This is a genomic window from Novosphingobium piscinae (assembly GCF_014230355.1).
GTDB lineage: Bacteria > Pseudomonadota > Alphaproteobacteria > Sphingomonadales > Sphingomonadaceae > Novosphingobium > Novosphingobium piscinae.
Genome location: NZ_JACLAX010000003.1, coordinates 121312 through 146089, shown reverse-complemented (window position 1 = coordinate 146089; position 24778 = coordinate 121312). Strand labels below are relative to the sequence as shown.

At 70.0% G+C, this 24778-nt stretch carries 25 protein-coding genes, 1 tRNA gene and 1 pseudogene; 21 read left to right on the top strand and 6 right to left on the bottom strand.

Annotated features, from left to right (window positions below):
• Nucleotides 1-2: 2 nt before the first annotated feature.
• Nucleotides 3-1745: a fatty acyl-AMP ligase gene (locus H7F53_RS04445; RefSeq protein ID WP_185678278.1), complete on the bottom strand. Its 1743-nt coding sequence runs from the start codon at nt 1743-1745 to the stop codon at nt 3-5.
• A gap of 255 nt (nt 1746-2000) precedes the next feature.
• Between H7F53_RS04445 and H7F53_RS04440 the strand changes: the two genes are divergently transcribed.
• From H7F53_RS04440 to H7F53_RS04425, 4 genes and pseudogenes are all read left to right on the top strand, one after another.
• The gene (locus H7F53_RS04440) at nt 2001-2492 is read left to right on the top strand and encodes a RecX family transcriptional regulator (protein ID WP_343061907.1); all 492 of its coding nucleotides are present in this window, start codon (nt 2001-2003) and stop codon (nt 2490-2492) included.
• Nucleotides 2489-2968: a DUF192 domain-containing protein gene (locus H7F53_RS04435; protein WP_185678276.1), complete on the top strand. Its 480-nt coding sequence runs from the start codon at nt 2489-2491 to the stop codon at nt 2966-2968. Before H7F53_RS04440 ends, H7F53_RS04435 begins: the two co-directional genes overlap by 4 nt.
• 77 nt (nt 2969-3045) lie before the next feature.
• Complete coding sequence (locus H7F53_RS04430) at nt 3046-3459, top strand: NADH:ubiquinone oxidoreductase subunit NDUFA12 (protein WP_185678275.1); 414 nt, start codon at nt 3046-3048, stop codon at nt 3457-3459.
• 59 nt (nt 3460-3518) lie between these two features.
• Nucleotides 3519-3914: pseudogene (locus H7F53_RS04425) on the top strand (DUF2155 domain-containing protein); the annotation flags it as partial.
• A 35-nt stretch (nt 3915-3949) separates the two neighbouring features.
• Here the strand turns inward: H7F53_RS04425 and aat are convergent.
• Entirely contained in the window at nt 3950-4705 is a 756-nt protein-coding gene (gene aat / locus H7F53_RS04420) for a leucyl/phenylalanyl-tRNA--protein transferase (protein WP_185678411.1), read from the bottom strand.
• Nucleotides 4706-4847: 142 nt separating this feature from the next.
• On the opposite strand from aat, the gene H7F53_RS04415 reads away from it, so the two are divergent.
• The 7 genes from H7F53_RS04415 to H7F53_RS04385 all read left to right on the top strand — a co-directional run bounded on the left by H7F53_RS04415 (nt 4848) and on the right by H7F53_RS04385 (nt 10346).
• A tRNA-Trp gene (locus H7F53_RS04415) sits at nt 4848-4923 on the top strand.
• 231 nt (nt 4924-5154) lie between these two features.
• Nucleotides 5155-6552: a hypothetical protein gene (locus tag H7F53_RS04410; protein ID WP_185678274.1), complete on the top strand. Its 1398-nt coding sequence runs from the start codon at nt 5155-5157 to the stop codon at nt 6550-6552.
• 122 nt (nt 6553-6674) lie between these two features.
• The gene (secE, locus tag H7F53_RS04405; RefSeq protein ID WP_185678273.1) at nt 6675-6869 is read left to right on the top strand and encodes a preprotein translocase subunit SecE; all 195 of its coding nucleotides are present in this window, start codon (nt 6675-6677) and stop codon (nt 6867-6869) included.
• 19 nt (nt 6870-6888) lie between these two features.
• The gene (nusG, locus tag H7F53_RS04400; protein ID WP_185678272.1) at nt 6889-7425 is read left to right on the top strand and encodes a transcription termination/antitermination protein NusG; all 537 of its coding nucleotides are present in this window, start codon (nt 6889-6891) and stop codon (nt 7423-7425) included.
• A gap of 230 nt (nt 7426-7655) precedes the next feature.
• Nucleotides 7656-8087: a 50S ribosomal protein L11 gene (gene rplK, locus H7F53_RS04395; protein WP_185678271.1), complete on the top strand. Its 432-nt coding sequence runs from the start codon at nt 7656-7658 to the stop codon at nt 8085-8087.
• 4 nt (nt 8088-8091) lie between these two features.
• Nucleotides 8092-8793, top strand: a complete 702-nt coding sequence (rplA, locus tag H7F53_RS04390) for a 50S ribosomal protein L1 (protein ID WP_185678270.1) — start codon at nt 8092-8094, stop codon at nt 8791-8793.
• Between the two features lie 179 nt (nt 8794-8972).
• Nucleotides 8973-10346: a class II 3-deoxy-7-phosphoheptulonate synthase gene (locus tag H7F53_RS04385; RefSeq protein ID WP_185678269.1), complete on the top strand. Its 1374-nt coding sequence runs from the start codon at nt 8973-8975 to the stop codon at nt 10344-10346.
• 124 nt (nt 10347-10470) lie between these two features.
• On the opposite strand, the gene H7F53_RS04380 is transcribed toward H7F53_RS04385, so the two are convergent.
• Entirely contained in the window at nt 10471-10920 is a 450-nt protein-coding gene (locus H7F53_RS04380; RefSeq protein WP_185678268.1) for an Rrf2 family transcriptional regulator, read from the bottom strand.
• Between the two features lie 41 nt (nt 10921-10961).
• Complete coding sequence (locus tag H7F53_RS04375) at nt 10962-11741, bottom strand: SDR family NAD(P)-dependent oxidoreductase (RefSeq protein WP_185678267.1); 780 nt, start codon at nt 11739-11741, stop codon at nt 10962-10964.
• Between the two features lie 83 nt (nt 11742-11824).
• Here H7F53_RS04375 and H7F53_RS04370 point away from each other — a divergent pair, with 83 nt between their 5' ends.
• The 10 genes from H7F53_RS04370 to H7F53_RS04325 all read left to right on the top strand — a co-directional run bounded on the left by H7F53_RS04370 (nt 11825) and on the right by H7F53_RS04325 (nt 23194).
• Nucleotides 11825-13018: a BaiN/RdsA family NAD(P)/FAD-dependent oxidoreductase gene (locus tag H7F53_RS04370; protein WP_185678266.1), complete on the top strand. Its 1194-nt coding sequence runs from the start codon at nt 11825-11827 to the stop codon at nt 13016-13018.
• 161 nt (nt 13019-13179) lie between these two features.
• Nucleotides 13180-14445 carry an efflux RND transporter periplasmic adaptor subunit gene (locus H7F53_RS04365; protein ID WP_185678265.1) on the top strand — a complete coding sequence of 422 codons (1266 nt, stop codon included), beginning with the start codon at nt 13180-13182 and terminating at the stop codon, nt 14443-14445.
• Nucleotides 14445-17624, top strand: coding sequence for an efflux RND transporter permease subunit (locus tag H7F53_RS04360; RefSeq protein WP_185678264.1), 3180 nt, complete (start codon nt 14445-14447; stop codon nt 17622-17624). The genes H7F53_RS04365 and H7F53_RS04360 overlap by 1 nt, the downstream gene beginning before the upstream one ends.
• On the top strand, nt 17621-19114 hold the full coding sequence (locus tag H7F53_RS04355) for an efflux transporter outer membrane subunit (protein WP_185678263.1): 1494 nt from the start codon (nt 17621-17623) through the stop codon (nt 19112-19114). Before H7F53_RS04360 ends, H7F53_RS04355 begins: the two co-directional genes overlap by 4 nt.
• Nucleotides 19115-19272: 158 nt before the next feature.
• Entirely contained in the window at nt 19273-20265 is a 993-nt protein-coding gene (gene moaA / locus H7F53_RS04350; protein WP_185678262.1) for a GTP 3',8-cyclase MoaA, read from the top strand.
• 6 nt (nt 20266-20271) lie between these two features.
• Nucleotides 20272-20535, top strand: coding sequence for a MoaD/ThiS family protein (locus tag H7F53_RS04345; RefSeq protein WP_185678261.1), 264 nt, complete (start codon nt 20272-20274; stop codon nt 20533-20535).
• Entirely contained in the window at nt 20532-21005 is a 474-nt protein-coding gene (locus tag H7F53_RS04340; protein ID WP_185678260.1) for a molybdenum cofactor biosynthesis protein MoaE, read from the top strand. Before H7F53_RS04345 ends, H7F53_RS04340 begins: the two co-directional genes overlap by 4 nt.
• A gap of 1 nt (nt 21006) precedes the next feature.
• The gene (gene moaB, locus H7F53_RS04335; protein ID WP_185678259.1) at nt 21007-21543 is read left to right on the top strand and encodes a molybdenum cofactor biosynthesis protein B; all 537 of its coding nucleotides are present in this window, start codon (nt 21007-21009) and stop codon (nt 21541-21543) included.
• On the top strand, nt 21540-22013 hold the full coding sequence (moaC, locus tag H7F53_RS04330; RefSeq protein ID WP_185678258.1) for a cyclic pyranopterin monophosphate synthase MoaC: 474 nt from the start codon (nt 21540-21542) through the stop codon (nt 22011-22013). The genes moaB and moaC overlap by 4 nt, the downstream gene beginning before the upstream one ends.
• A complete protein-coding gene (locus H7F53_RS04325; RefSeq protein ID WP_343061906.1) occupies nt 22001-23194 on the top strand; it encodes a molybdopterin molybdotransferase MoeA in 1194 nt (397 codons plus the stop codon). Before moaC ends, H7F53_RS04325 begins: the two co-directional genes overlap by 13 nt.
• On the opposite strand, the gene H7F53_RS04320 is transcribed toward H7F53_RS04325, so the two are convergent.
• Both H7F53_RS04320 and trhO read right to left on the bottom strand, forming a co-directional pair.
• Nucleotides 23175-23807 carry a molybdenum cofactor guanylyltransferase gene (locus H7F53_RS04320; RefSeq protein WP_185678257.1) on the bottom strand — a complete coding sequence of 211 codons (633 nt, stop codon included), beginning with the start codon at nt 23805-23807 and terminating at the stop codon, nt 23175-23177. The two genes, H7F53_RS04325 and H7F53_RS04320, sit on opposite strands and share 20 nt — an antisense overlap.
• Entirely contained in the window at nt 23800-24765 is a 966-nt protein-coding gene (trhO, locus tag H7F53_RS04315) for an oxygen-dependent tRNA uridine(34) hydroxylase TrhO (protein ID WP_185678256.1), read from the bottom strand. Before trhO ends, H7F53_RS04320 begins: the two co-directional genes overlap by 8 nt.
• Nucleotides 24766-24778 lie beyond the last annotated feature (13 nt).

The following is a 24778-nucleotide window of genomic DNA, read 5'->3' as shown; positions in this document are numbered from 1 at the left end:
GCTCAGGCAGCCAGCGGATAGGGCTGGATTTCCCCGGCGAGGTACAGGTTGCGCGCCTTGGCGCGCGACAGCTTGCCCGAGCTGGTGCGCGGCAGGGTCCGCGGCGGGACCAGTTCGACCACGCAGTTCATGCCCGTGATCGAGCGGACCTTGTCCTTGATCTGGTCATGCAGCTTCTTGCGCTCGACCGGATCAGAGACGCGGCAGTGGACCAGCACGGCGGGGACCTCCTCGCCATTCTCCGCCTGGACCGAGAAGGCGGCGATATCGCCCTGGTGGAAGCCGGGTAGCTGCTCCACGGCCCATTCGATGTCCTGCGGCCAGTGGTTCTTGCCGTTGATGATGATCATGTCCTTCGCCCGGCCGACGATGAACAGGTAGCCCTGCGCCATGTAGCCCATGTCGCCCGTATCGAGCCAGCCGTCGACGAGGCAGGCCTCGGTCGATTCGGGATCGCGGAAATAAGAGTGCATGACCGAGGTGCCCTTGCACCACACCTTGCCGATGTGGTGGTCGGCGAGGACCTGGCCGCGTTCGCCTCTGATCTCGACGACCATGTCCCGCACCGGCTTGCCGCAGTTGACGATCGCCCGGTAACGGGCCGGGCGCGACAGGTCGCGCGGGGTGCCCGACAGGCGCTCTTCCTCGACCAGCTCGACCCGGATGCCTTCGCCCGGGGGCATGATGGTAACCGCCAGGGTCGCTTCGGCAAGGCCGTAGCTGGGCAGGAAGGCGGCGGCCTTGAAGCCGGCTTCGGCAAAGGCGTTGACGAAGCCCTGCATCACATCGGGCCGGATCATGTCGGCCCCGTTGCCGGCAATGCGCCAGCGCGACAGGTCGAACCGCTCGGCGACATGGCTCTGGCTGGAGATGCGGCGGGCGCAGATGTCGTAGCCGAAGGTGGGCGAATAGGAGATCGAGGTGCCCGCGTTGCGGCTGATCATGTCGAGCCAGGCGAGCGGACGGCGGGCGAAGTCCTCGGTCTTGAGATAGTCGACCGAGACCTGGTTGGCGATGACGGAGAGGAAGCAGCCGACCAGCCCCATGTCGTGGTACCAAGGCAGCCACGAGATGCAGCGGTCGGTGGGGACCAGCGCCATGCCGTGGCCATGCCCGGCAAGGTTGTTAAGCAGGGCCTCGTGGGTGACAGCCACGCCATGCGGAAAGCGGGTCGACCCGGACGAGTACTGCAAATAGCAGATCTGATCCGGCCTGGCTTCGGGCAGTACCCCGCCATGTGGCGCGGGCATGGCCAGAAAAGCGTCCCAGCCCAGCCCCTCGCAGCCCTGCCGCGCGGCCGCAGCGCCGCACATCTCGGCCAGCTCGGCCGGGAAGAACAGGATCGAAGGGTCGGAACTGCGCAGCTGCACGACCAGCTGCTCGATATAGTTGTCCTTGCCGCCGAAGCTGGTTGGCAGCGGGAGCGGCACTGGCCAGGCGCCGGCATAGATCACGCCGCAGAACAGCGCGGCGAATTCGGGCCCGGTCTCGGCGATCAGGGCGATGCGGTCCTCGGGCTTGACCCCGCGCGCGATCAGCCGCCGCGCGACCGCCAGCGCGTCGTCCCGCAGCTCGGCGTAAGGGTATGGCCGGACCAGGTTGCCGCGGGCATCGTGGAAATTGAGCCCGCGCTGCCCCCGCGCCGCATAGTCCAGCGCCTCGCCGAAGGTGGCGAAGTCCGAAAAACGGCGTGGCAGCGTATCTTGGTTCGGAGTCGGCACCAGCAGGGTGGCGGTGTCGGTCATGCGAGAAACCCGTCTCTTGTTGTTGTCGCCCGGTCGTCTGTCATCCGGCGCCGGTAGGCGCCCATTTGTGAACCCAGCATTGGCACGGACCCCCCGGCCTGTGCCCCGGTTCGCAGACCGGGCCTCCCCAATCCTTAACGACTGTGGCACGAATAAGGCCGGATGACTACGCATTCCCGACAGAAACGCACACCCCGGCCGCTCGACCCCGCGCGCCTTGATGACTTGGCCCTGGCCTATGTCGCCCGATTCGCGGTGAGCGCGGCTAAACTCGAAACATATCTGAAACGCAAGCTCGCCGAGCGCGGCTGGGCTGGCGCGGGGGAACCGCCGGTGGGCGATCTGGTCGCGCGCTTTGTCCAGGCGGGCTATGTGGACGATGCCGCCTATGCCCGGATGAAGGCCGGCTCGCTGCGTCGCCGGGGCTATGGCGAGCGGCGGATCGGCCAGGCACTCGACGCTGCGGGGATCGCCGCCGAGGAGCGGCAGTCCGTGACGGGGAGCGAGGCAAGCCAGCGCGCCGCAGCGCTGGCCTTCGCCCGGCGCCGGCGGCTTGGCCCCTTCGCCGTCGCGGCCGCAGGCGGCATGGACCGCGCGGTCCAGCGCGCCGCGCGGGAAAAGCAGCTTGCCGCGCTGCTGCGGGCGGGCCATCGCGCGGATCACGCCCGCGACGTGCTTGACGCGGCCGACCCGCAGGCGGCAGAGGCTTGGGTGGCCGAGGGCGGGGAGCTGGAGAACGACGCATGACGATTTGGTCCCGGGCCGCTCAGGCCATCGCCTTCGCCGCGCTGGCGGCCTGTTCGTCCGGTCAGGCGGGTGGCCAGCCGGCCGCCGCGGCCCAGTCGGCCGAAACGCGCCATCCCGAATCCGGGCTGCCGGTGATCCCGTTGCGGGTGGGTCGGCATGCCTTCCGCGTCGAGGTAGCCAGCACCGAACCCGAGCAGCAGCGTGGCTTGATGTTCCGCACCAAGATGGGCGCGGACGAGGGCATGATCTTCCTCCGCCAGCCGCCCGACCATGCCGCGTTCTGGATGCGCAACACGGTGATTCCGCTGGACATCATCTTCATCGGCAAGGATCGCCGGATCCTCAACATCGCCCATGGCGTGCCCTATGATGAAACCCCGCTGCCCTCGGCCGGGGTGACACTGGCCGTGCTCGAGCTCAACGAGGGACGGGCCGCGGCGCTGGGGATCAAGCCGGGCGATCTCGTCAGCTGGTGATCACCGCGCCGCCTTGCGGCGATCCCGGTCTCTCGCCTCTTGCCGCACCCCCCTTCGATCCGCTAGGCGCGACGGCCATGGGTATCCTCGCGAAGATCTTCACCTGGTGGAACGGCGCCACCATCGGCACCCTCATCGACAGCGCCCGCCACGGCGAGCAGGTCGGCACCGATGCGCAAGGCAATCGCTACTACCGTGGCCGTAAGCCTTATCCCAAGGGCCACCCCCGCGCTGGCCAGGAGCGCCGCTGGGTGATCTACAACGGTGCCAACGATGCCAGCCGGGTCCCCGCCGAATGGCATGGCTGGCTGCATGGCACCTTTGACGGCGTGCCCGAGAGTTTCCTGCCGCCGCCGCGGATCTGGGAGGTGGACTACACGCCCAATGCCACTGGCACGGCCCAGGCCTACTTGCCGCAGGGTGCGCTCGAGAAGGGCGGCGTGCGGGCCCGCGCCACCGGCGATTACGAAGCCTGGTCGCCGGACGCCTGATTCGCGTGACCCGGGCCGGGGCCCTCACGACGCGCCCGTCGCCGCGCCCCGGTCGCCGGATGCTGACAGGGCTGGCTGCCTGCTTGTGGCTGACCGCCTGCGGGTCAGACAATGCCGGTCCTGACGAGGCTGCCACCGCCATCCCCACCGGCGTTGCTGGTGGCAAGCCGGCGGCCCGGGCGGTCGAAAGCGACTATGGCACGCCGGTCAAGGATCGGGTCGCGACGATCGGTCTGCTCAACAAGCGCAACAATCTGGCACAGGATCTGGTCCTGCGCACCGGTGAGGTGCGCCGGGTCGGCAACGTGATCGTCAAGCTGGCCAATTGCGAGCGTACCCTGCCGTGGGAAAGCCCGCCCGAGATCGGAGCCTTCGTCCAGGTCTGGGTGGAAGAGCGCCGTAGCACCGCCGACCCCCTGCGCTGGCGCAAGATCTTTTCCGGTTGGCTGTTCAAGAATTCGCCTTCGCTCAACGTGGTCGAGCACCCGGTCTACGACGTCTGGGTCAAGGACTGCGCGATGAAGTTCCCGGGCGAGGAAGAGGATCCAGCTGCATACGCCGCCGCCAGCAGCGCTGCGAAGCCGTCCGGCAGCGCCAGTACAGCCTCTTCGGCGCCCACCATAACGCCGTCGCCCGCCGGGTCGGCCGCCGCCGAGTAAGGCCGCCGGGCTGCTGGCCGCTGTGCGTGGCGCAGCAGTGTGAGATAGCGTGACTGAGCCAGCTCGACCGCCCCCAATGAGGCGAGGTGGTCGGTCATGAACTGGCAGTCCAGCAATTCGGTGCCACAACGGCGCAGCGCTGCCACCAGCCAGGCCAGCGCGACCTTCGAGGCGTCGGGCACCACACTGAACATCGATTCGCCGCAGAACACCCGGTCGAAGCCCACGCCATACAGCCCGCCGACAAGGAGCGGCGCGCCGCCGTCCGGATCGTCGCTCCAGCACTCGATCGAATGGGCCAGCCCCTCGCGGTGCAGCGCGCGGTAGCTGGCGGCGATGCGCGCGCTGATCCACGTTTCCGCCGTATCGCGCCGCGGCGCGGCGCAGGCCTCCATCACCGCGGGAAAGGCGCTGTTGCAGGTGACCCTGAACCGCCCTCGGCGCAGCGTGCGGGCCAGCGAGCGCGAGCAGCGGAAGCCATCGAGCGGCAGGATCGCACGCAGTCGGGGCTCGACCCAGAACACTTCGGGATCGTCGCGGCTATCGGCCATGGGAAAGATCCCGCTGCGATAGGCCAGCATCAGCATGTCGGGGTCGATGATCTTGCCGGGACGCTCCACCGCGCCTGCCTAGCCGATTTGGCGGCGCTGCAAAACCGGGTCTTGGCGGGGCGGGGCAACTCGGCCTTGCCATCCGCCTTCCCGCCCTCTAGAGGCCGACCCCGCCCGCAGGAGTGTAGCTCAGTTGGTAGAGCATCGGTCTCCAAAACCGAGGGCCGGGGGTTCGAGTCCCTCCACTCCTGCCAGCATCCCCCTTGATCATCAGCGACTTCGGCTGGCCCCGCGTCGCGCGGCCGGTCGATCTGCGGTTGCCAAGGGCCGCCGGCTGTGCCTAGACGGGGCGCCACAATCCTGCCGCAATCGCTGACAGCCCGGTAATGCTCCGACCCACGTCCGCCTCCGCTGTCGAGTCCCGGCTCAGTCCGCTGCAACTGGGACTGATCCTGCTCGTCTGCTGTGCGGCGGGGTTGCCTGGCATGCTCGCGCACTACCCGCAGATGACCGATTACCCGGCCCATCTCGCCCGGTGGTACATCATGATGGACGATGGCCGGTCGCCCGAGCTGGCCCGCTATTATGCGTTCCGCTGGGTCTGGTCTGGCAACCTCGGTGCCGACCTGTTGATCCGGCCGCTGGCCGCCGTGTTCGGGCTCGAGGCGGGCGGGCGCCTGCTGGTCATTACCATCCCGATGCTGGTCGCCGGCGGGCTGTTCGCGGTCGAATGGACGCTGCGGCGGCGAATTGGCATCGGCCCGCTGCTGGCGCTGGCGACGGTCTGGTCGCCCGCCCTGTTGATGGGTTTCCTCAATTTCGAGTTGGCCCTGGCCGGCGCACTCTATGCCTTTGCGCTGTGGGTGCGGCTGGAGGGCCACCGCTGGCGGGCCCCGCTGTTCGTGCCGATCGGCGCGCTGGTCTGGCTGGCGCACCAGTCGGGCTGGGGCGTGCTGGGGGTGATGGTGTTTGCCTATGAATGGGCGCGTCTGGCCACGGCGGGGGTTCCGCGCTGGACCGCGCTGTGGCGTGCCGCGCTGGCGACCTGGCCGCTGTGGCTGCCGTTCCTGCCGACCGTGCTCGCTAGCCAGCAGGCCGAGGGGTCGTTCAACTACGGCCGGCGGCCACTGCTGGTGAAGTGGTCGTTCTGGAAGCAGTCGCTGCGCGACCGGGTGCGCTATCTCGACTATGCAACTACGCTGCTGCTGCTGATCGCCCCGCTGGTGGCGCTGTGGTTCCGACGGCTGGACCGGCGCCTCGCAGTGGGCGCGCTACTGATCCTGCTGCTCTCGCTGATCGTCCCGAGGCACCTTGGCGGCGGCGATCTGGCCGACCTGCGGCTCATCGCGGTCGGGCTGATGCTGCTGGCGCTCGCGATCGACTGGCGGCCGGGCTGGCCGCTGATGTGGTTGGCGCTCGGCCCCTTCGCGGTGCGGCTCGTCATCACCTCCGCGGTGTGGACGGTCCATTCGGCCAACGTCGCCTACATGATGAAGGCGCTAGACCAGATCCCGCGCGGTGCGCGGGTGGCGGTGGCAGTGCGCGAGGAGGTGGGGCTGTGGGCCCAGCCGCTCTATGGCCACCTTGGCTGCTACGCGACGCTGCGCCGCAACGCGCTGGTCAACAACCACTTCGCGATCCCCGGGGTGCATATGCTGACGCTGACCCCGGCGGCGTGGAAATGGGTCGATCCCTCGCACCGGATCTATGCGCGTGCGCGCCGCTCGGTGCGGCTGGCCAAGTTCAAGCCCGCCGCCGATGCGGATTACCTGTGGTACTTCGGCAAGTACGCCCCGGCCGATCTCCCCGCCGGAGCCCGGGTGATCTTCCGCAGTAAGCACTCGCTGCTGGCGCGACTTGCCAATTCGCGCGCGCATCGCTAACTGAGCCGCACTCCCGACATCGGAGACCTGCTGCCCCTCCCGGTTTGCCTCCCAGGGCGCCGGGGCGGCGCTGTCCCCTTGGCGGAAGAAACGGCAGCAATTTGCACGGAAGAGCCCGCGACATGGCCAAGTTCAACCCCGGCCAGTTTTTCAACGAGGTGAAGGCCGAGGCCCGCAAGGTGGTCTGGCCGACCGCCAAGGAAACCTACGTCACGTCGATCTTTGTCGGCCTGATGATGGTGATGCTCGCGGTGTTTTTCCTCGGGATCGATTCGCTGTTCGGCGAGATCGTGCGCTTCCTGCTGTCGCTGGCCTGAGACAACGAAGAGAGAACCCATGGCTCGCTGGTACATCATCCACGCCTATTCCGGCTTCGAGAACAAGGTGCGGGATTCGATCATTGCCGAGGCCGAGCGGCTTGGCCTGGAACAACTCGTCGAGGCCGTCGAGGTGCCGACCGAGACCGTGACCGAGGTCAAGCGCGGCAAGAAGGTGCAGTCCGAGCGCAAGACCATGCCCGGCTACGTGCTCGCCAAGCTGGCGATGAACGACGACGTGTACCACCTGATCAAGAACACCGCGAAAGTCACCGGCTTCCTTGGCCCCAACGGCAAGCCGCAGGCGATCAGCGACCGCGAGGCCGCGCGCTACTTCGGCGCCCGCGACCAGGCTGCCGCCGAACCGCGCCGCGAGGTTTCGGTCGATTACGAGATCGGCGATTCGGTCAAGGTCAACGCCGGGCCCTTCGCCAGCTTCAACGGCACGGTGGAAGAGCTCGACTTCGACAAGCAGCGGGTCAAGGTCTCGGTCTCGATCTTCGGTCGCGCCACGCCGGTCGAGCTCGGCTTCGAGGAAGTCGAACTGGCGAAGTGAGGGCAGGGGCCTGACGCTGCGGCGTCGGCCCGGTGTTTACGGCGCGGGCTGGCGTTAAGCCCTCCCGCCCACGCTACCTCTTCCCTTTTGCGCCCTCTTCCCCTAAAGGCGCGCCTCCCTGTCCGGGCAACCGGATTCGGGAATCCGTGCGGGAGGCGCCTGCGGGTGCCGTCTGACCGCTTGATCTGAGCCGGGCCGCCAGCCCGGCAACAGGATGAAAGGAGGCCATCGTGGCCAAGAAGATCGAAGGTTACATTAAGCTGCAGGTGAAGGCGGGCTCCGCCACGCCGTCGCCGCCGATCGGCCCCGCGCTGGGTCAGCGCGGTGTCAACATCATGGAATTCTGCAAGGCGTTCAATGCCGCCACGCAGGAGCTGGAAAAGGGCATGCCGATCCCGACGGTCATCACCGTCTATTCGGACCGCTCGTTCAGCTTCATCACCAAGACCCCCCCTGCCAGCTTCCTGATCAAGCAGGCTGCCAACCTCAAGTCGGGCTCGAAGGAGCCGGGCAAGGTGTCGGCCGGCACGATCAAGCGCTCGCAGCTCGCCGCGATCGCCCAGACCAAGATGGCCGATCTGAACGCGAACGATATCGAACAGGCCACCAAGATCATCGAGGGCTCGGCCCGTTCGATGGGCCTGCAGGTTGTGGAGGGCTGATCCGATGGCAAAGCAGACCAAGAAGCAGAAGGCCCTGACCGAGAAGCTGGGCGACAACCAGAAGCTCTACGCGGTGGACGAGGCGATCCAGCTCCTCAAGGATCTGAAGAGCGCCAAGTTCGACGAGAGCCTCGAGGTTTCGCTGAACCTGGGCGTCGATCCGCGCCATGCCGACCAGATGGTGCGCGGCATGGTCACCCTGCCGTCGGGCACGGGCAAGGACGTCAAGGTTGCCGTGTTCGCGCGCGGTGACAAGGCCGAGGCCGCGCTGGCCGCCGGCGCCGACAAGGTTGGTGCCGAAGACCTGCTGGAAGACATGCAGGCCGGCAACCTCGACTATGGCCGCGTGATCGCCACGCCGGACATGATGGGTCTGGTCGGCCGCCTCGGCAAGGTGCTGGGTCCCAAGGGCCTGATGCCGAACCCGAAGCTGGGCACCGTCACCCCGAACGTCGCCGAAGCGGTCAAGGCCGCCAAGGGCGGGCAGATCGAGTTCCGCGTCGAAAAGGCCGGCATCATCCACGGCGGGATCGGCAAGCTGTCGTTCTCGAACGAGGCGCTGCGCGCCAACTTTGACGCCTTCGTGGACGCCATCGTCAAGGCGAAGCCGTCGGGCGCCAAGGGCAAGTACCTGCGCAAGATCGGTCTCTCCTCGTCGATGGGCCCCGGCCTCAAGGTCGACGTCGCGCAGGTCCACGGCGGCTAAGCCCGGATCCAGCGACAGACGAACCAGGGGGCCGGGAGGGAAACCTTCCGGCCCCTTGCGCATGGGCCTCCGACAAGGATGCGGGGTCCAACGCGGCGGGCGATCGCGCTGATCGGCGATCCCGCTTTTGCAATGGGGCGGAACGCGGGCTATGCCGCGCCACCCGAAGGAGCAGACACGTGGCGAAGAACTGGAACCCGAAGAGTTGGCAGACCCAGGAAGCGAAGCACATGCCGGTCTATCCGGACGGGGCGAAGCTGGCTGCGGTCGAGCAGACCCTGACGAGCTTCCCGCCGCTGGTCTTTGCCGGTGAGGCGCGGGCGCTGACCGCCGATCTGGCCGAGGTGGCCGCCGGTCGCGGCTTCCTGCTGCAGGGCGGGGACTGCGCCGAGAGCTTCGCCGAGTTCCATCCCAACAACATCCGCGACACCTTCCGCGTGCTGCTGCAGATGGCCGTGGTGCTGACCTTCGCCAGCAAGCAGCCGGTGGTGAAGGTCGGGCGCATGGCCGGCCAGTTCGCCAAGCCACGCTCGTCGCCGACCGAAACGGTCGGCGGGGTCGAGCTGCCGAGCTACCTTGGCGACAACATCAACGGCATCGATTTCACCCCCGAATCGCGCATCCCTGATCCTGACCGGATGCTCAAGGCCTACAGCCAGTCGGCTGCGACGCTGAACCTGCTGCGCGCCTTCGCGCATGGTGGCTACGCCAACCTGCGCCAGGTCCACCAATGGACGCTCGAGTTCATGGACCGCAGCCCCTGGGCGCAGAAGTTTGCCGAGGTTTCGGCGCGGATCGGCGAAGCGCTGGATTTCATGCAGGCCTGCGGAATCGATCCGCAAACCGTGCCGCAACTGCAGGGCACCAGCTTCTACACCAGCCACGAGGCGCTGCTGCTGCCTTATGAGGAGGCACTGACCCGGCAGGATTCGCTGACCGGTGACTGGTATGACTGCTCGGCCCACATGTTGTGGATCGGCGACCGGACCCGGTTCGAGGGTTCGGCGCACGTCGAGTTCCTGCGCGGGGTCGGCAATCCGCTGGGCATGAAGTGCGGCCCGTCGCTTGCCCCGGATGCTTTGCTCAAGCTGCTCGACACGCTCAATCCGGCGCGCAAGCCGGGCCGGATCACGCTGATCAGCCGCTTCGGGCACGACAAGGTCGAGGCCGGCCTTGCCCCGCTGGTCCGCGCGGTCGCCCGCGAAGGTCATCCGGTGGTGTGGTCGTGCGATCCGATGCACGGCAACGTGATCAAGGCCGACAACGGCTACAAGACGCGCCCGTTCGATCGCATCCTGACCGAGGTGAAGGGGTTCTTTGCCGTGCACCGGGCCGAGGGCACCCATGCCGGCGGGATCCATATCGAGATGACCGGCCGCGACGTGACCGAGTGCACCGGCGGGGCCATCGCGCTGACCCAGGAGGGCCTGGCCGATCGCTACCACACGCACTGCGATCCCCGGCTGAATGCGGCGCAATCGCTTGAGCTGGCCTTCCTTCTGGCCGAGGAGCTCAACCGCGAAGCCAGCGAGCGGACGCGCCAGGCGGCCTGAGCGCCGGTTTCGGGTGCGGGGTCCGGCCGGAGACCGGCCGGCTCGAACCCGCCGGTCGCGAAGGAGCCGAACCAGCCCGAACGCGATCGCGCAGACCAGCAGGACCTGTGGTCCGGCGGTCGGCTCAGGTCTCGGCCGCGACCTGGGCCTCGGTTGCGGTGCGGTTGCGCAGCGCGGGAGACAGGCGAGTGTGCCGCGCCGCGTCGGCCAAGGTGTGGCGGTCAAGCTCGGCCAGAAATGCCTCGGCTGCACCGTCCAGCACCGGGATCAGCCCGCAGGCCGGTTGCAGCGCGCAGTTCGGGCAATCGGCGGGCTGCAGGTCGGGCTCGGTCAGCCGCACGACCTCGCCGATCAGGATGCTGTCCGCCGCGCGGCCAAGCGTGAACCCGCCGCCGCGCCCGCGGGTGGTCGCCAGCAGTCCCGCATTGGCCAGCTCGTTGACCAGCTTCATCGCGTGGTTGCGCGCTATGCCCTGCGCCTCGGCCACAGCGGCGATCGAGAGCCGTTCGCCCGGCTGGGTGGCGGCCTGCAGCAGGATCCGCAGCGCATAGTCGGTATGGCGGGTCAGGCGCATCGGCGGGGCTTTCGTAAGTGCTGAGGACGTGAAGGCTGCCTTCAGCCGCGGCGCGCCACGGCAAAGGGGGCAAAGGCCTGTTGGACCGGCATGATCTCGATCGTGTTGACGTTGAGATGTGCAGGCATGCGCAGCACCGCCTCGACCGCGTCGATAACGTCGTCCGCCGACAGGGCGTGGACCCCGGCATAGACCGCCGCAGCCTTGTCCTTGTCACCGGCGAAACGCACCTCGCTGAACTCGGTCTCGCACATGCCGGGCTCGAGCGAGGTGACCCGCACCGGTGTGCCCAGCAGGTCGGACCGCAGATTGAGTGAGAACTGGCGGACGAAGGCCTTGGTCGCGCCGTAAACGTTGCCGCCAGGGTAGGGGTAGCTGGCTGCCACCGAGCTGACGTTGATCACATGGCCGCGGCCGCGTTCGACCATGCCAGGCAGGACCGCGCGGGTCATCCGGGTCAGCCCCGCGACATTGGTGGCGATCATCGTCTCCCAGTCGTCGGGATCGGTGCGGTGCGCGGGCTCGAGGCCAAGCGCCAGTCCGGCATTGTTGAACAGGACGTCGATCGCGGCGAACCCGGCTGGGAGCGCGGCCAGCAGGCGGTCACCGCAGTCCCGCTCGGTGACGTCGAGCGGCACGGTCAGCAGGCGGTCGCCGGGGAGCTCCGCGGCCAGCGCGGCCAGCCGCTCGGCGCGGCGGCCGGTGGCGATTGCGCGCCCGCCCCCGGCGATCACGCGCCGCACCATGGCGGCTCCGAAGCCCGAGGTGGCACCCGTGACGAGCACGGTGAGGCCGGCGGCGAAATCAGCTCTGAGGTCCATGTCCCTGGGTTACCCAAGCCGGACCGGCACGTCGAGCCTCTTGCCCTCTCGTCACACCACGCCCGGCGCGCTAGGGCGCCGGGATGAGCGCTGCCCCCGAACCCTATGACGCGATCGTGCTGGGCGCCGGCGCGGCCGGCATGATGTGTGCCGCCACCGCCGGACAGCGCGGATTGCGGGTGCTGCTGATCGATCATGGACCGGCGCCGGGACGCAAGATCCTGATCTCGGGCGGGGGACGCTGCAACTTCACCAATCTCCATACTGCCCCGGACCGCTACCTTTCGGCCAACCCCCACTTCGCCAAGTCGGCGCTGGGCCGCTACACCGCGCAGGATTTCCTCGCCCTGGTCGAGCGGCACGGCATCGCCTGGCACGAGAAGACCCTGGGCCAGCTGTTCTGCGACGGGTCGGCGCGGCAGATCGTCGATCTCCTGGCTGGCGAATGCGCCGCGGCGGGGGTGGAGCTGCTATGCGGTCAACCGGTCAATCAGATCGCCCATCGCGATGGCCTGTTCCACGTGACCCGCAACGGTGTGGACCTGACCGGGCGGGCGCTGGTGCTGGCCACCGGCGGGCCGGCGATCCCCAAGCTTGGGGCCACCGGCTTCGCCTACGAGGTGGCGCGCCAGTTCGGGCTGGCTGTGGTCCAGCCGCGCCCCGCGCTGGTGCCTTTCACGCTGGGGCCGGCCGATGCCCTGTTCCAGTCGCTGTCCGGGGTCGCCGCCGAGGTCGCGGTGCACTGGGGCAAGACCTGCTTCCGCGAAGCTGCGCTGTTCACCCACAAGGGCCTGTCCGGCCCCGCCATGCTCCAGATTTCGTCCTACTGGGAGCACCGCACCCCGATCGCGGTCGATTTCCTCCCGCAGGCCGATCCGGGCTGGCTGGTCGAGCACAAGCGGCAGCAGCCGCGCGCTGGGCTGCGCCGGGTGCTGGGAGCGACCCTGCCGGCGCGGCTGGCCGAGGTGCTCGCCGAGCGGCTCGAGCTGGATCGGGAGCTGGGCGCGCTGAACGACAAGGCGCTGCGCGCGGCAGAGGCCCGGCTCGCCCGGTGGCCGTTTCAGCCCACCGGCACCGAGGGCTTTGCCAAGGCCGAGGTGACAGCCGGCGGGATCTCTACCGCCGATCTCTCGTCGCGGACGATGATGGCCCGGCGCGTGCCGGGCCTCTACGCAATCGGCGAGTGCGTCGACGTGACCGGGTGGCTGGGCGGCTACAACTTCCAGTGGGCCTGGGCGAGCGGCTGGGCGGCGGGGCAGGCGATCGGCACGGCCTGAGGGCGCCGCTGACCATGACGTAAAGTTAATCGGCGCGCGAGGCTCCCGACAGGTTCGAAAGCGCAGATGCGAAAGCCACGGGGCTCGTGGCGGATCAACTTTGCCGTCGCGCGACCCGGTTGAACGGGCGCGCCGGGCGCCTCGCCAGCAAAGTTGAGCCGATGACCTTCGAACACCGCGTTCCTGCCCTGAGCCGTGACCAGCAGGTCCGGATCCTTGTCTGTGCCATTCTGGCGGTCGTCCTCGTCAGCGCCGCGGTGAGCGGTCTGCACTGGGCGCTGAGCCGCCCCGAGGTGCCGCCCCCCGTGCTGCCCGCGGGCGAGTTGCAGCTTACCCCGCAGCAGCTCAGCAGCCTGAAGATCGCGGTTGCGGGGGGCGATGACGGCTACGAGCGGACCGGCGCGAGCGGCCAGATCGCGGTCGACGAGACGCGCAGCACGCCGGTGTTCCTGCCCTATTCCGGCCAGGTCCTGACGGTGAACGTCCAGAACGGCGACCGGGTCCGCCAGGGCGACGTGCTGCTGCGCATCCGCACCAGCGACGTGGTCGATGCCCGCAATGCCCTGTTCGCGGCCGAGGCGCAGCGCGCCAGCGCGGCCTCGCAGCTGCGGGTGGCGCAGGAGAACGCGGCGCGGGCGGAGGAGATCTACCGCACCGCCGGCGGCGCGCTCAAGGATGTCCAGCAGGCGCGCGGCGATCTGGTCAATGCCCAGTCGGCGCTGCGCATTGCCGATTCGGCGGTGGGTGCGGCGAAGGACCGGCTGGTCGTGTTCGGCAAGACCCCGGGCGAGATCGCCCGTCTCGACGGCGCCGGCGGGATCGGCGGGATCCATGCCGACACCAACCTCCATGCCCCGATCGGCGGCGTGGTGGTGACCCGCGCCGTGGCCGAGGGCCAGTATGTCACAGGCGGCGGGACCACGCCGGTGTTCGTCATCGCCGATCTCTCCAGGGTCTGGCTGGTCGCGCAGGTCGCCGAAAGCGATGCCGCGCGGGTCCACCTCGGCGATCACCTCACGGTGACCACCACCGCCTACCCCGGCCGCACCTTCGACGCGGTGATCGACAACGTCGCCGCGCAGATCGACCCGGAAACCCACCGGCTGACGGTTCGTGCGACGATTCCCAACCCGGATGGCGCGCTCAAGCCGCAGATGTTCGCCGATTTCACCATCCGCAGCCCGCTTGCTGCCGATCCCGCCGCTCCGGCGACCACGCGGGTCCTCTCGGTCCCGGCCGAGGCGGTGATCCACGAGGGCGACAGCGCGCGGGTCTGGGTCTACCTCGGCCGCGGCCGCGTGATCGCCCGTCCGGTGCGGACCGGGGAGAGTCACGATGGCCGGATCACGATCCTGGCCGGGCTGCGGCCGGGCGAGCGGGTGGTCAGCGCCGGTGCGCTCTTCGTCAACGAAGCGGGGCTGAACTGATGATCGGCCTTGTCCGCTTGGCGCTGCGGCAGCGCCTCACCATCGTCGGCTTCTTCCTCGCCATGATCGTGGCCGGGGGCGTGGCCTTCTACAACCTCAACATCGAGGCCTACCCCGATCCGGTCCCTCCGATGGTCGAGATCGTCACCCAGTCCAGCGGCCTGTCGGCCGAGGAGATGGAGCGCGGGGTCACCGTGCCGATCGAGGTCCAGATGTCGGGCCTGCCGCACATGACCGCGATCCGCGCGATTTCGCTGTTCGGCCTGTCGGACGTGAAGATCCAGTTCACCTACGACTTCAGTTACGACCAGGCCCAGCAGCAGGTGATCAACCGGCTGGCGCAGCTGCCCCAGCTGCCCGGCGGCGCGATCCCGACGATCTCGCCCACCAGCCCGGTCGGCGAAATCTACCGCTACCGCATCAAGGCCCCCGCCGGCTATTCGGTGGAGGATCTCAAGACCCTGCAGGACTGGGTGCTGCAGCGCCGCTTCCGCGCGATCCCCGGGGTGATCGACGTGACCGGCTGGGGCGGCAAGCTGCGTTCCTACGACGTGGTGGTCGATCGCGACAGGCTGGCCGCGCATCACGCCACGGTCGGGCAGGTGATCTCGGCGCTGGCCCATGCCAATGCCAATGTCGGCGGGCAGACGATCAACTTCGGGGCGCAGAGCGCGATCGTCCGCGGGGTCGGGCTGATCCAGTCGGTCGATCAGATCCAGGATACCCTCGTAGCCCGCGACGGCGCCGTGCCGGTGCTGCTCAAGGACGTCGCCGCAGTCAAGATCGGCAACATGCCGCGCAACGGCATCGCCGGGCTCAACACTGATGACGACATCGTGGAAGGCATCGTGCTGATGCGCCGCGGTGCCCAGTCGATGCCGACGATCCAGGCGGTCAAGGCCGAGATCGACAAGATCAACAGCACCGGTGTCCTGCCTCCCGGCGTCTCGCTGGAACGGATCTACGACCGGTCGGACCTGATCGGGGTGACCACCCACACCGTGATGGAGAACCTGATCGCCGGCGTGCTGCTGATCTTCATCCTGCAGTGGGCCTTCCTCGGCAACCTGCGTTCGGCGCTGATCGTGGCCGCGACGATTCCCTTCGCGCTGTCCTTCGCGGTGCTGATCCTGACCCTCCAGGGTGAGAGCGCCAACCTGCTCTCGGTCGGCGCGCTTGATTTCGGGCTGGTGGTCGATGCCACGGTGATCATGGTCGAAAACATCTTCCGCCACATGTCGGAACGGTCCCACCACGTGGAGAGCCACCCCGAGGACGGGGCGCACTACACCTTCGCCAGCCGCATCGGCGCGGTGCTGCAGGCCTCGAGCGAGGTCAGCCGCGGGATCTTCTTCGCGGCGGCCATCATCATCGCCAGCTTCCTCCCGCTGTTCACCCTGACCGGGGTGGAGGGCCACATCTTCGGGCCGATGGCCAAGACCTACGCCTATGCCATCGTCGGCGGCCTGATCGCGACCTTTACTGTGGCGCCGGTGCTCTCGACCATGCTGCTGCCTGACAAGCTCAGCGAGGTGGAGACCTGGATCGTCGCCCGGCTGCGCCGCGTCTACGAGCCGGCCGCCGCCTTCGCCTACCGCAACCAGCTCCTGGCCATCGGCGGCGGTGTGCTGCTGGTGCTGGGCGCCTTCGTTGGCGTGCGTTCGCTCGGGATCGAGTTCCTGCCGCACCTCGAGGAGGGCAACATGTACATCCGCGCCTCGCTCCCGGCCTCGATCTCGCTCGACGCGGGTGAGCCCACCGCCGAGGCCATTCGCCGCGACATCATGACCTACCCGGAGGTGACGGCAGTTCTCTCCGCCCACGGCCGGCCCGACGACGGCACCGATGCCACGGGCTTCTTCAACGTGGAATACTTCGTGCCGCTGAAGCCGTTCGACCAGTGGCCCGCGGGCATGGACAAGGAGAAGCTGGTGGCCCAGCTTTCGGCCCGGCTGAAGAACAAGTATCCCGGGGTCGACTTCTCGTTCTCGCAGATCATCGAGGACAACGTCGAGGAGGCGGCCTCGGGCGTGAAGGGCGCCAACTCGGTCAAGCTGTTCGGCCCCGATCTGGCGACGCTGGAGGACCTGGCGGGCAAGATCCGCGACCAGATGGCCAGGGTCCGGGGGATCGCCGATCTCGGCATCTTCCAGTCGCTTGGCCAGCCGACCGTGCGGATCGATGTCGACCGGGTCAAGGCCGCCCGCTTCGGGCTCAACGTGGATGACGTCAATCAGACGGTCCAGGCCGCGATCGGCGGTGCCTCGCCGGGCGATCTCTACGAGCCGCACACCGATCGGCACTTCCCGATCGTCGTGCGCCTCAAGTCCGACCAGCGCGACAGTCTCGAGGCGGTCAAGCGGATCACGGTGGGGGCCACCGCGCCGGACGGATCGACCATCCAGGTGCCCCTGTCCGAGCTGGCCGACGTGCGGCTGACCAGCGGCGCCGCCTTCATCTACCGTGAGCACCAGTCGCGTTACATTCCGATCAAGTTCTCGGTGCGCGACCGCGATCTCGGCAGCGCGGTCGCCGAGGCCCAGCGCAACATCGCCCAGCACGTTGCGCTCCCCCCCGGCTACACCCTGGAATGGGCTGGAGAACTGGCCAACCTGCAGAACGCCGTGGCCCGGCTCGAAATCGTCGTGCCGATCAGCCTGCTCCTTATGCTGGGTCTACTCTACGCCAACTTCGGCAACATGCGCGATACGCTGCTGTCCTTCAGCGTGATCCCGATGGCCGTCGTCGGCGGCGTGCTGGGGCTGTTGCTGACCGGAACGGCCTTCTCGATCTCGGCGGCGATCGGTTTTGTCGCCCTGTTCGGGATCGCGGTGATGGACGGCATCCTGGTGGTGACCAACTTCAACCAGGCGATGGACGAGGGCAACGGGCCCGAAACGGCGCTGCGGATCGCCACCACCAATTCGCTGCGGCCGGTGGTGATGACCTGTCTGGTCGCGGCGATCGGGCTGCTCCCTGCGGCGCTTTCGACCGGGATCGGCAGCCAGGTGCAGAAGCCGCTCGCGCTCGTCGTGGTCGGCGGCATGACCATGGCGCCGCTGCTGATCCTGCTGGTCCTGCCGCTGCTGATCGCGCGCTTCTCGAGCCGGCTCGTCGCGGCCAAGGCGCACCCCTCCGAGGACGAGGCCTTTCCGGCCGCTGCGGGAGAACCGGCATGAGCCGCCGCCTGACGCTGATGCTGGCCTGCGCCCTGGCCCCGCTGGCCGCGGCCACCCCGGCATCGGCCGGGACCCCGGCGATCGGCCTGTCGCTGCCCGCGAGTGCCGCCGGTAATGCCCCGGCCGAGGTGCTGACCGGGCCGATCGCACCCGATCACGGTCCGCCCCAGACGGTCCGGCCCGGCATGGCCCTTGCCGCCGACTGGTGGCGCGCTTTTGCCAGCCCGGCGCTGGACGCGCTGGTCGCCCGGGCGCTGGACGCCAATACCGATCTGGCCGTGGCCGGGGCCAACCTGCGCCAGGCGCAGGAGCTGACGGCGGCGGCGCGCGGGGTGCTGTTCCCCCAGGTCGACGCGGGCTATGCGGTGGAGCGGGAGCGTCTGTCGGGCACGATCGCCACGCCCTTGGCCGATCCGGTGCCCAGCCTGTTCTCGCTTCACACCGCCCAGCTCAGTGTTGGCTACTCGCTCGACCTGTTCGGCGGCAACCGCGCCCGCGTCGCCTCGGCCCGGGCGGCCGCGTGGGCCACCGCCGAGCATCTGCGCGGGGTGCGGACGATGGTGGCTGGCAATGTCGTGCTGGCCGCGATCCAGAACGCCGCGCTCGAGGCGCAACTCGAGGCGGCCCAGGCGGCGGTCGACAGCAACCGCGAGATCCTGCGCCTGCTCCGCGCACGCCAGGCACTGGGGGCGATCGGCCAGGCTGATGTCGCCGCGCAGGAGGCCGCGCTGGCCGCGTCGGAGGGCCTGCTGCCCCCGCTGGAGCGGGCCCGCCGTGCCAATCTGGCCGGGCTCGGCGTGCTGCTTGGCGCGGCGCCCGGTGCGCCGCTGCCGCCGTTGCCTGCGCTCGACACGCTCACCCTGCCGGCGGATCTGCCGCTCAGCCTGCCGTCCGACCTCGTCGCCCAGCGGCCCGACGTGGCGGCTGCCGCCGCGGCGCTGGAGGGCGCCGGAGCCGACGTCAGGGCTGCGATCGCCGCCCGCTTGCCGACGATCACGCTGAGTGCCGCCGCCGGCGGCGCCGCGCGCGATTTCGGCGCGCTGTTCGCCGACGGCAATCCTTTCTGGTCGCTGCTGGGCGGGCTGACCGCGCCGCTGTTCCACGGCGGAACTCTGCGCCATCAGCAGAAAGCGGCCGAGGCCGCGCTTGACGCGGCCAAGGCGCAGTACCGTGGGGCCGCGCTGCAAGCCTTCGCCGATGTCGCCAACGCCCTGACCGCGCTCACCACCGATGCCCGTGCGCTCGATGCCGCGACCCGGGCCGACACAGCGGCGCAGACCTCGCTCGGCTATGTCCGCCGCCAGCTCGAGCTGGGCAGCGTGGGTACGCTGACGGTTCTGAATGCCCGCGCCACGGCGCAGCAGGCTCGCGCCCAGCTGCTTGCGGCTCGGACCATGCGGCTGACTGACACGGTTGGCCTGTTTGCCGCGCTGGGCGGCGGCGCTCCGGCCGTGCCGGATCGCTCCGCATCCCCTGCCGGTGGGACTTGACGGCCCGCCCCGGCGCACCCAACTGGCACTTGCCTGTCCGGAGTTAAGGCGCCAATGGTCGCAGGCGGCCCCGGCTGCCGGAGAGCAGAGAGAGCGAACGTGTCCGACAGAGCGTCCACAGCTGCCGCGCGGCCCCGCAATTGCGCGGACGCCCGGGCATGACGCCGGGCTCGACGCTGCACGATGGGCACGGCCGCCGGTTCGAGTACCTGCGGCTGTCACTGACCGACGTCTGCAACTTCCGCTGCACCTATTGCCTGCCCAACGGCTACCGCAAGCCGGCCAACCGGCCGAGCGAGCTCAGCCCGGACGAGATCGTCCGCGCGGTCAGCGCCTTTGCCCGGCTCGGCCTGTGGAAGGTGCGCCTCACCGGTGGCGAGCCGACCCTGCGCGCCGAGTTCACCGAGATCGCCCGGCGGGTCGCCGCGGTCCCGGGCATCCGCCGCGTGGCGATGACCACCAACGGCTACCGCCTTGCGGCCCATGCCGCCGAATGGCGCGCAGCCGGCGTCAGCGCGATCAATGTCAGCGTCGACTCGCTCGATCCGGCCCGGTTTGCCGCGATCACCGGGCATGACCGGCTGGCTGAGGTGCTGGCCGGGGTCGATGCGGCCCGGGCGGCAGGGTTCGATCCGGTCAAGCTCAACGCGGTGCTGATGCGCGGGATCAACGACGACGAGCTCGCCGGGATGATCGCTTTCGTTCAGGCGCACGACCTCTCGCTGCGTTTCATCGAGGTGATGCGCACCAACGACAATCCGGCCTTCTTCGCGGACCGGCACCTGGCCGGGCAGAGCGTGATCGCCGCGCTTGAGGCGGCGGGCTGGAGCCGGCTGGCCCGGGCTCCCGGAGCCGGCCCCGCGGTTGAGTACGGCCATCCCGGCGCGCGCGGCCGGATCGGCATCATCGCGCCCTACGCCCAGGACTTCTGCGCCACCTGCAACCGCCTGCGTCTCTCGGCCGACGGGCGCTTCCACCTGTGCCTGTTCGGCGATGGCGGGATCGACCTTCGGCCGCTGCTCCAGCACGATGACCAGCAGGACGAGCTGGTGGCCCGGATCGTCGCCCTGACCGCGACCAAGGCGCCGACGCACCGCCTGCATCAGGGCAATAGCGGGGCCACGCCGCATCTCGCTTCGATCGGCGGCTGAGCCGCTATGGCCGAGCAACTTGCCCTTGTGGTCGAACTGTGCGGCAAGCTGGCCGAACCGCACGGCCGCGAGGTGACCGTGCCGCTGCCGGCCGCCGGGTGCACCGTGGCCGAGCTGCTGGTCCGTCTGCGCGACAGTTTTCCCGCTTTGGCCCCCTTGCTCGCGTCGGGCAAGGTCCGGGTCTGTCTCAACGAAACCATGGCGCGCGATGAGACGGTGGTCCGTCCGGGTGACCTGGCCGCGCTGTTCCCGCCGGTGTCGGGGGGATGAGTGCCGTGGTCCGGCTGCTCGACGGCCCGTTCGACCCGGCGGCCGAACTGGCGGACTTCACCGCGCTCGCGGCCGGCGCCGGGGCGATCGTCAGCTTCACCGGGCTGGCCCGCAGCGAAGATCGGGACGGCATGGCGCTCACGGCGCTCGTGCTGGAAAGCTATCGCTCGGTCACGCTGCGCTCGATGGAAGGGATCGCCGCCGCCGCCCATGCGCGCTTCGCGATCGCGCACAGCCGCGTGCTGCACCGTGCCGGGCGGATACTGCCGGGCGAGGCGATCGTCTTCGTCGCCACGGCGGCGGCCCATCGGCGTGCCGCCTTCGAGGCGGCGGACTACCTGATGGACCGCCTCAAGTCCGAGGCTGTGTTCTGGAAGCGGGAGGAGAGCGTGGCCGGCGCCCGGTGGATCGAACCGACCGCCGCTGACACCGCCGACCTGGCCCGCTGGCACGCGCGCGAACAGGACTGACATGCCCGGAATTGACCCCAGCCTGACCTTCCACCCGCTGCACATCGCGGTCCTGACCGTCTCGGACACGCGCACCCTTGAGACTGACACCTCCGGCGCGCTGCTGGTCGAGCGGTTGCAGGCAGCCGGTCACCGGCTCGCCGCCCGCGCGATTCTCCCAGATGATGTCGCGCAGATTCAGGCGCAGGTGCGCCAGTGGATCGCCGATCCGGCAGTCGACATCGTCCTGACCACGGGCGGCACCGGGTTCATGCCGCGCGACGTCACCCCCGAGGCGATCGTGCCGCTGCTGCGCCGGACGATGGACGGGTTCAGCGTGGTGTTCCACCAGGCCAGCATGGGCACGATCGGCGTCTCGACCCTGCAATCGCGCGCCTTTGCCGGGCAGGCCGAGGACACCTTCATCTTCTGCCTGCCCGGGTCCACCGGCGCCTGCCGGGACGGCTGGGACCTGGTGCTGGCCCATGAGTTCGACAGCCGCTACCGGCCGTGCTCGATCGCCGGCCAGATCCCGCGGCTGCGGGGGCAGGCGGCATGACCGGGCTGTCGCACCTCGACGAATCGGGCCGGGCACGCATGGTCGATGTCGGCGACAAGGCCGTGACCCGCCGCGAGGCCGAAGCGGCCGGTGTGCTGCGCTGCGCGGCCGAGACCCTTGCGCTGGTCCAGGCCGGCGCAGCGCCCAAGGGCAATGTCATCGCCACGGCCGAGCTGGCCGGGGTGATGGCGGCCAAGCAGACCGCTGCACTGATCCCGCTGTGCCATCCGCTGCCGCTGTCGCAGGTGGTGGTTGAGATCACGCCCGATCAGAACCTGCCCGGCTTCGCGGTCCAGGCCCGGGTCCGCACCACCGGCCAGACCGGGGTGGAGATGGAGGCGCTCACCGCGGTCTCGGTCGCCTGCCTGACCCTGTTCGACATGCTCAAGGCGGTCGACAAGGGCATGGAGATCGGCGCGATCCGGGTGACGGCCAAGAGCGGCGGGCGATCGGGCGCGTGGGCGGGCTGACCGGGTTCACCGAGGCGCTGGCGCGGCTGGCCGAAACGGCGAGGCCGCTGGGCGCCGAGACCGTACCGCTCGATGCGGCGCACGGGCGGGTCCTGGCCGCGCCCGTCATCGCGCGGCTGGCCGCCCCGCGCCACGCGGTGTCGGCCATGGATGGCTATGCCGTGGTCGATGCCGCGACCGCGCCGGGCGTGCCGCTGCCGGTGGTGGGCGAGGCGCGGCCGGGGCAGCCCCATCCCGGTCCGCTTGCGCCGGGGCAGGCGGTGCGCATCTTCACCGGCGGCCCGCTCCCGGTCGGGGCCGACCGGGTGATCGTGCAGGAGCAGGCCCAGCGCAGCGGCGATACGGTCCGCTTTCTCCCCGGCTATGGTCCGGGCTGGCATGTTCGCACCGCGGGCAGCGACTTTGCCGCCGGGACCACGTTGTTGCCCGCCGGCACCCGGCTGACCGCACGCGCGCTCGTCACCGCGGCGGGAGCCGACCTTGCCGCTGTGGCGGTCCATCGCCGGCCGCGCGTTGCGGTGCTGGGCACCGGCGACGAGCTGGCCGCACCGGGGACGGCCGCCGCGCAGGACTGGGCGATTCCCGAAAGCGTCACCCTGGGCGTGGCGGCACTGGCAGCCGAGGCCGGGGCGACCATCACCTGGCGCGGCAGCCACGGCGACGATCTGCCCGGCCTGACGCGGCTGGCCGGAGCCCTGCTGCCCGGGCTTGATCTGCTGGTGGTGACCGGCGGCGCCTCGGTCGGGGCCTACGATTTCGCCAAGGCCATGCTCGAGCCGCACGGGCTCGAGCTGGTCTTCTCGCGCCTGGCGATCAAGCCGGGCAAGCCGGTGTGGTTCGGCCGGGTGGGCGACCGCCTGGTGCTGGGCCTGCCCGGCAACCCGACCTCGGCCCTGGTGACCGCAACCCTGTTCCTGCGCCCGCTGCTGGCCGCTTTGCAGGGTGAGAGCCCTGAGGCAGCCCTGCCCTGGCGGCGCTTGCCGCTGGCCGCGCCGCTGGCCGGGGCCGACGAGCGCGAGACCTTCACGCGGGCGGTCTGGGCGGCGGAAGGGCTCGTTCCGATCGGCAACCAGGACAGCGGCGCGCAAGCGGCGCTGGGCCAGGCCGGCTGGCTGATCCGTTGCCCCGCCGGCACACCGGCCCGGGGGGCGGGGGAATGGGTCACGGCTCTGGCGCTCTGAGCCTGGCCTCGGCGGCGGCAAGGTCGGCGGGCGTGTTGAGGTTGGCGAAGGGATCGGGTCCGTTCGCAGGCCAGTCGACCAGGGCCAGCCCGACCGTTTCGGCATAGCCGCGCAGCGCCCGCCCGCCCGTCTCGATCCACGCATCAAGCCCGGCCGGGTCGCAGCGCCACAGCCCGGCCAGCGGATGGAGCCAGCCGGCCCGGCGCGGCAGGGCGGCGCCGGCCCCGCCGCCGTCCAGCGCCGCTACCAGCCGGTCCAGCAGGTCGTCCGGCAGGAACGGCATGTCGCAGCCGAGGAGCAGCACGTGCTGACGGCCCAGCGCGGCCGCATGGACCATGGCCCCGTGCAGCGCGGCGATCGGGCCGCAGCCGGAGTGGCGGTCAACGATGGTGGGCAGGCCGGACGGATCGGGCGGGCCGTCCGCCGCCCCTGCCAGCGCCACCGCATCGCCGTGGCGGCGGGCCCAGGCGATCACATGATCGACCAGCCGCAGCCTGGCCAGGCGGACCGCCGGCTTGTCGCCCCCGATCCGGCGCCCCGCGCCGCCGGTGGCGATGACGATGGCCGGGACAGGCGCCGGGGCCGGGGTCGGGACGGGCGCGCGGTCAGCCATCGTCGCTGGCCAGAACCGCGCCGACATGGCGCTCGCCGCGGGCCGCGGCGAGCTGCTCCTGGCGATGCCGCTCGCGGCAGGCCTCGCGCTGCGCCTCGGTCCGCTCGGCATGGCAGGCCGGGCAGCTTGCGCCGGGCTCGTAGAGCGGGGAGGCGCGGTCGGCGGGACTGACCGGGCGGCGGCAGGCGCGGCACAGCGCGTGGGTGCCGGGGGCGAGCCCGTGGCCGACCGCGACCCGCTCGTCGAACACGAAGCACTCGCCCTGCCACCGGCTCTCGTCCGGGGCGATCTCCTCGAGGTACCGCAGGATCCCGCCGCGCAGGTGGTAGACCTCGTCGACCCCCTCCTGGCGCAGGAAGGCGGTGGATTTCTCGCAGCGGATCCCGCCGGTGCAGAACATCGCCACGCGCGGCGTGCGGCCGCGGCCGAGCAGCTCGGCGCGGCGCGCCCGGAACCAGGCCGGAAAGTCGCGGAAGCTGGCGGTCTGCGGATCGATCGCCCCGGCAAAGCTGCCCACCGCCACCTCGTAGGTATTGCGGGTGTCGATCACGATCGTTTCGGGATCGGCGATCAGCGCGTTCCAGTCGCGCGGCTCGACATAGGTGCCGACGCTGCGCCGCGGATCGATCCCCGGCTCGCCCATGGTCACGATCTCGCGCTTGACCCGCACCTTGAGGCGGCGGAACGGCGAAACCGCGGCCGGGGCCAACTTCACGTCGAGCGCGGCGCAGTCGGGCAGGGCGCGCAGCCGGGCGAGCACGGCCTCGATCCCGGCGGTCGGGCCGGCGATGGTTCCGTTGATCCCTTCCGGCGCCAGCAGCAGGGTGCCCTGGACTTCGGCGGCACGGCAGGCCCGCTCGAGCGGCCCGCGCAGCCCGGCCGGATCGTCGATCCGGGTGAAGCGGTAGAGCGCGGCGACAGTGACGGGCGCGGGCGCCTGGGAACCGGTCGGGGACATGCCTGCTCCCTGG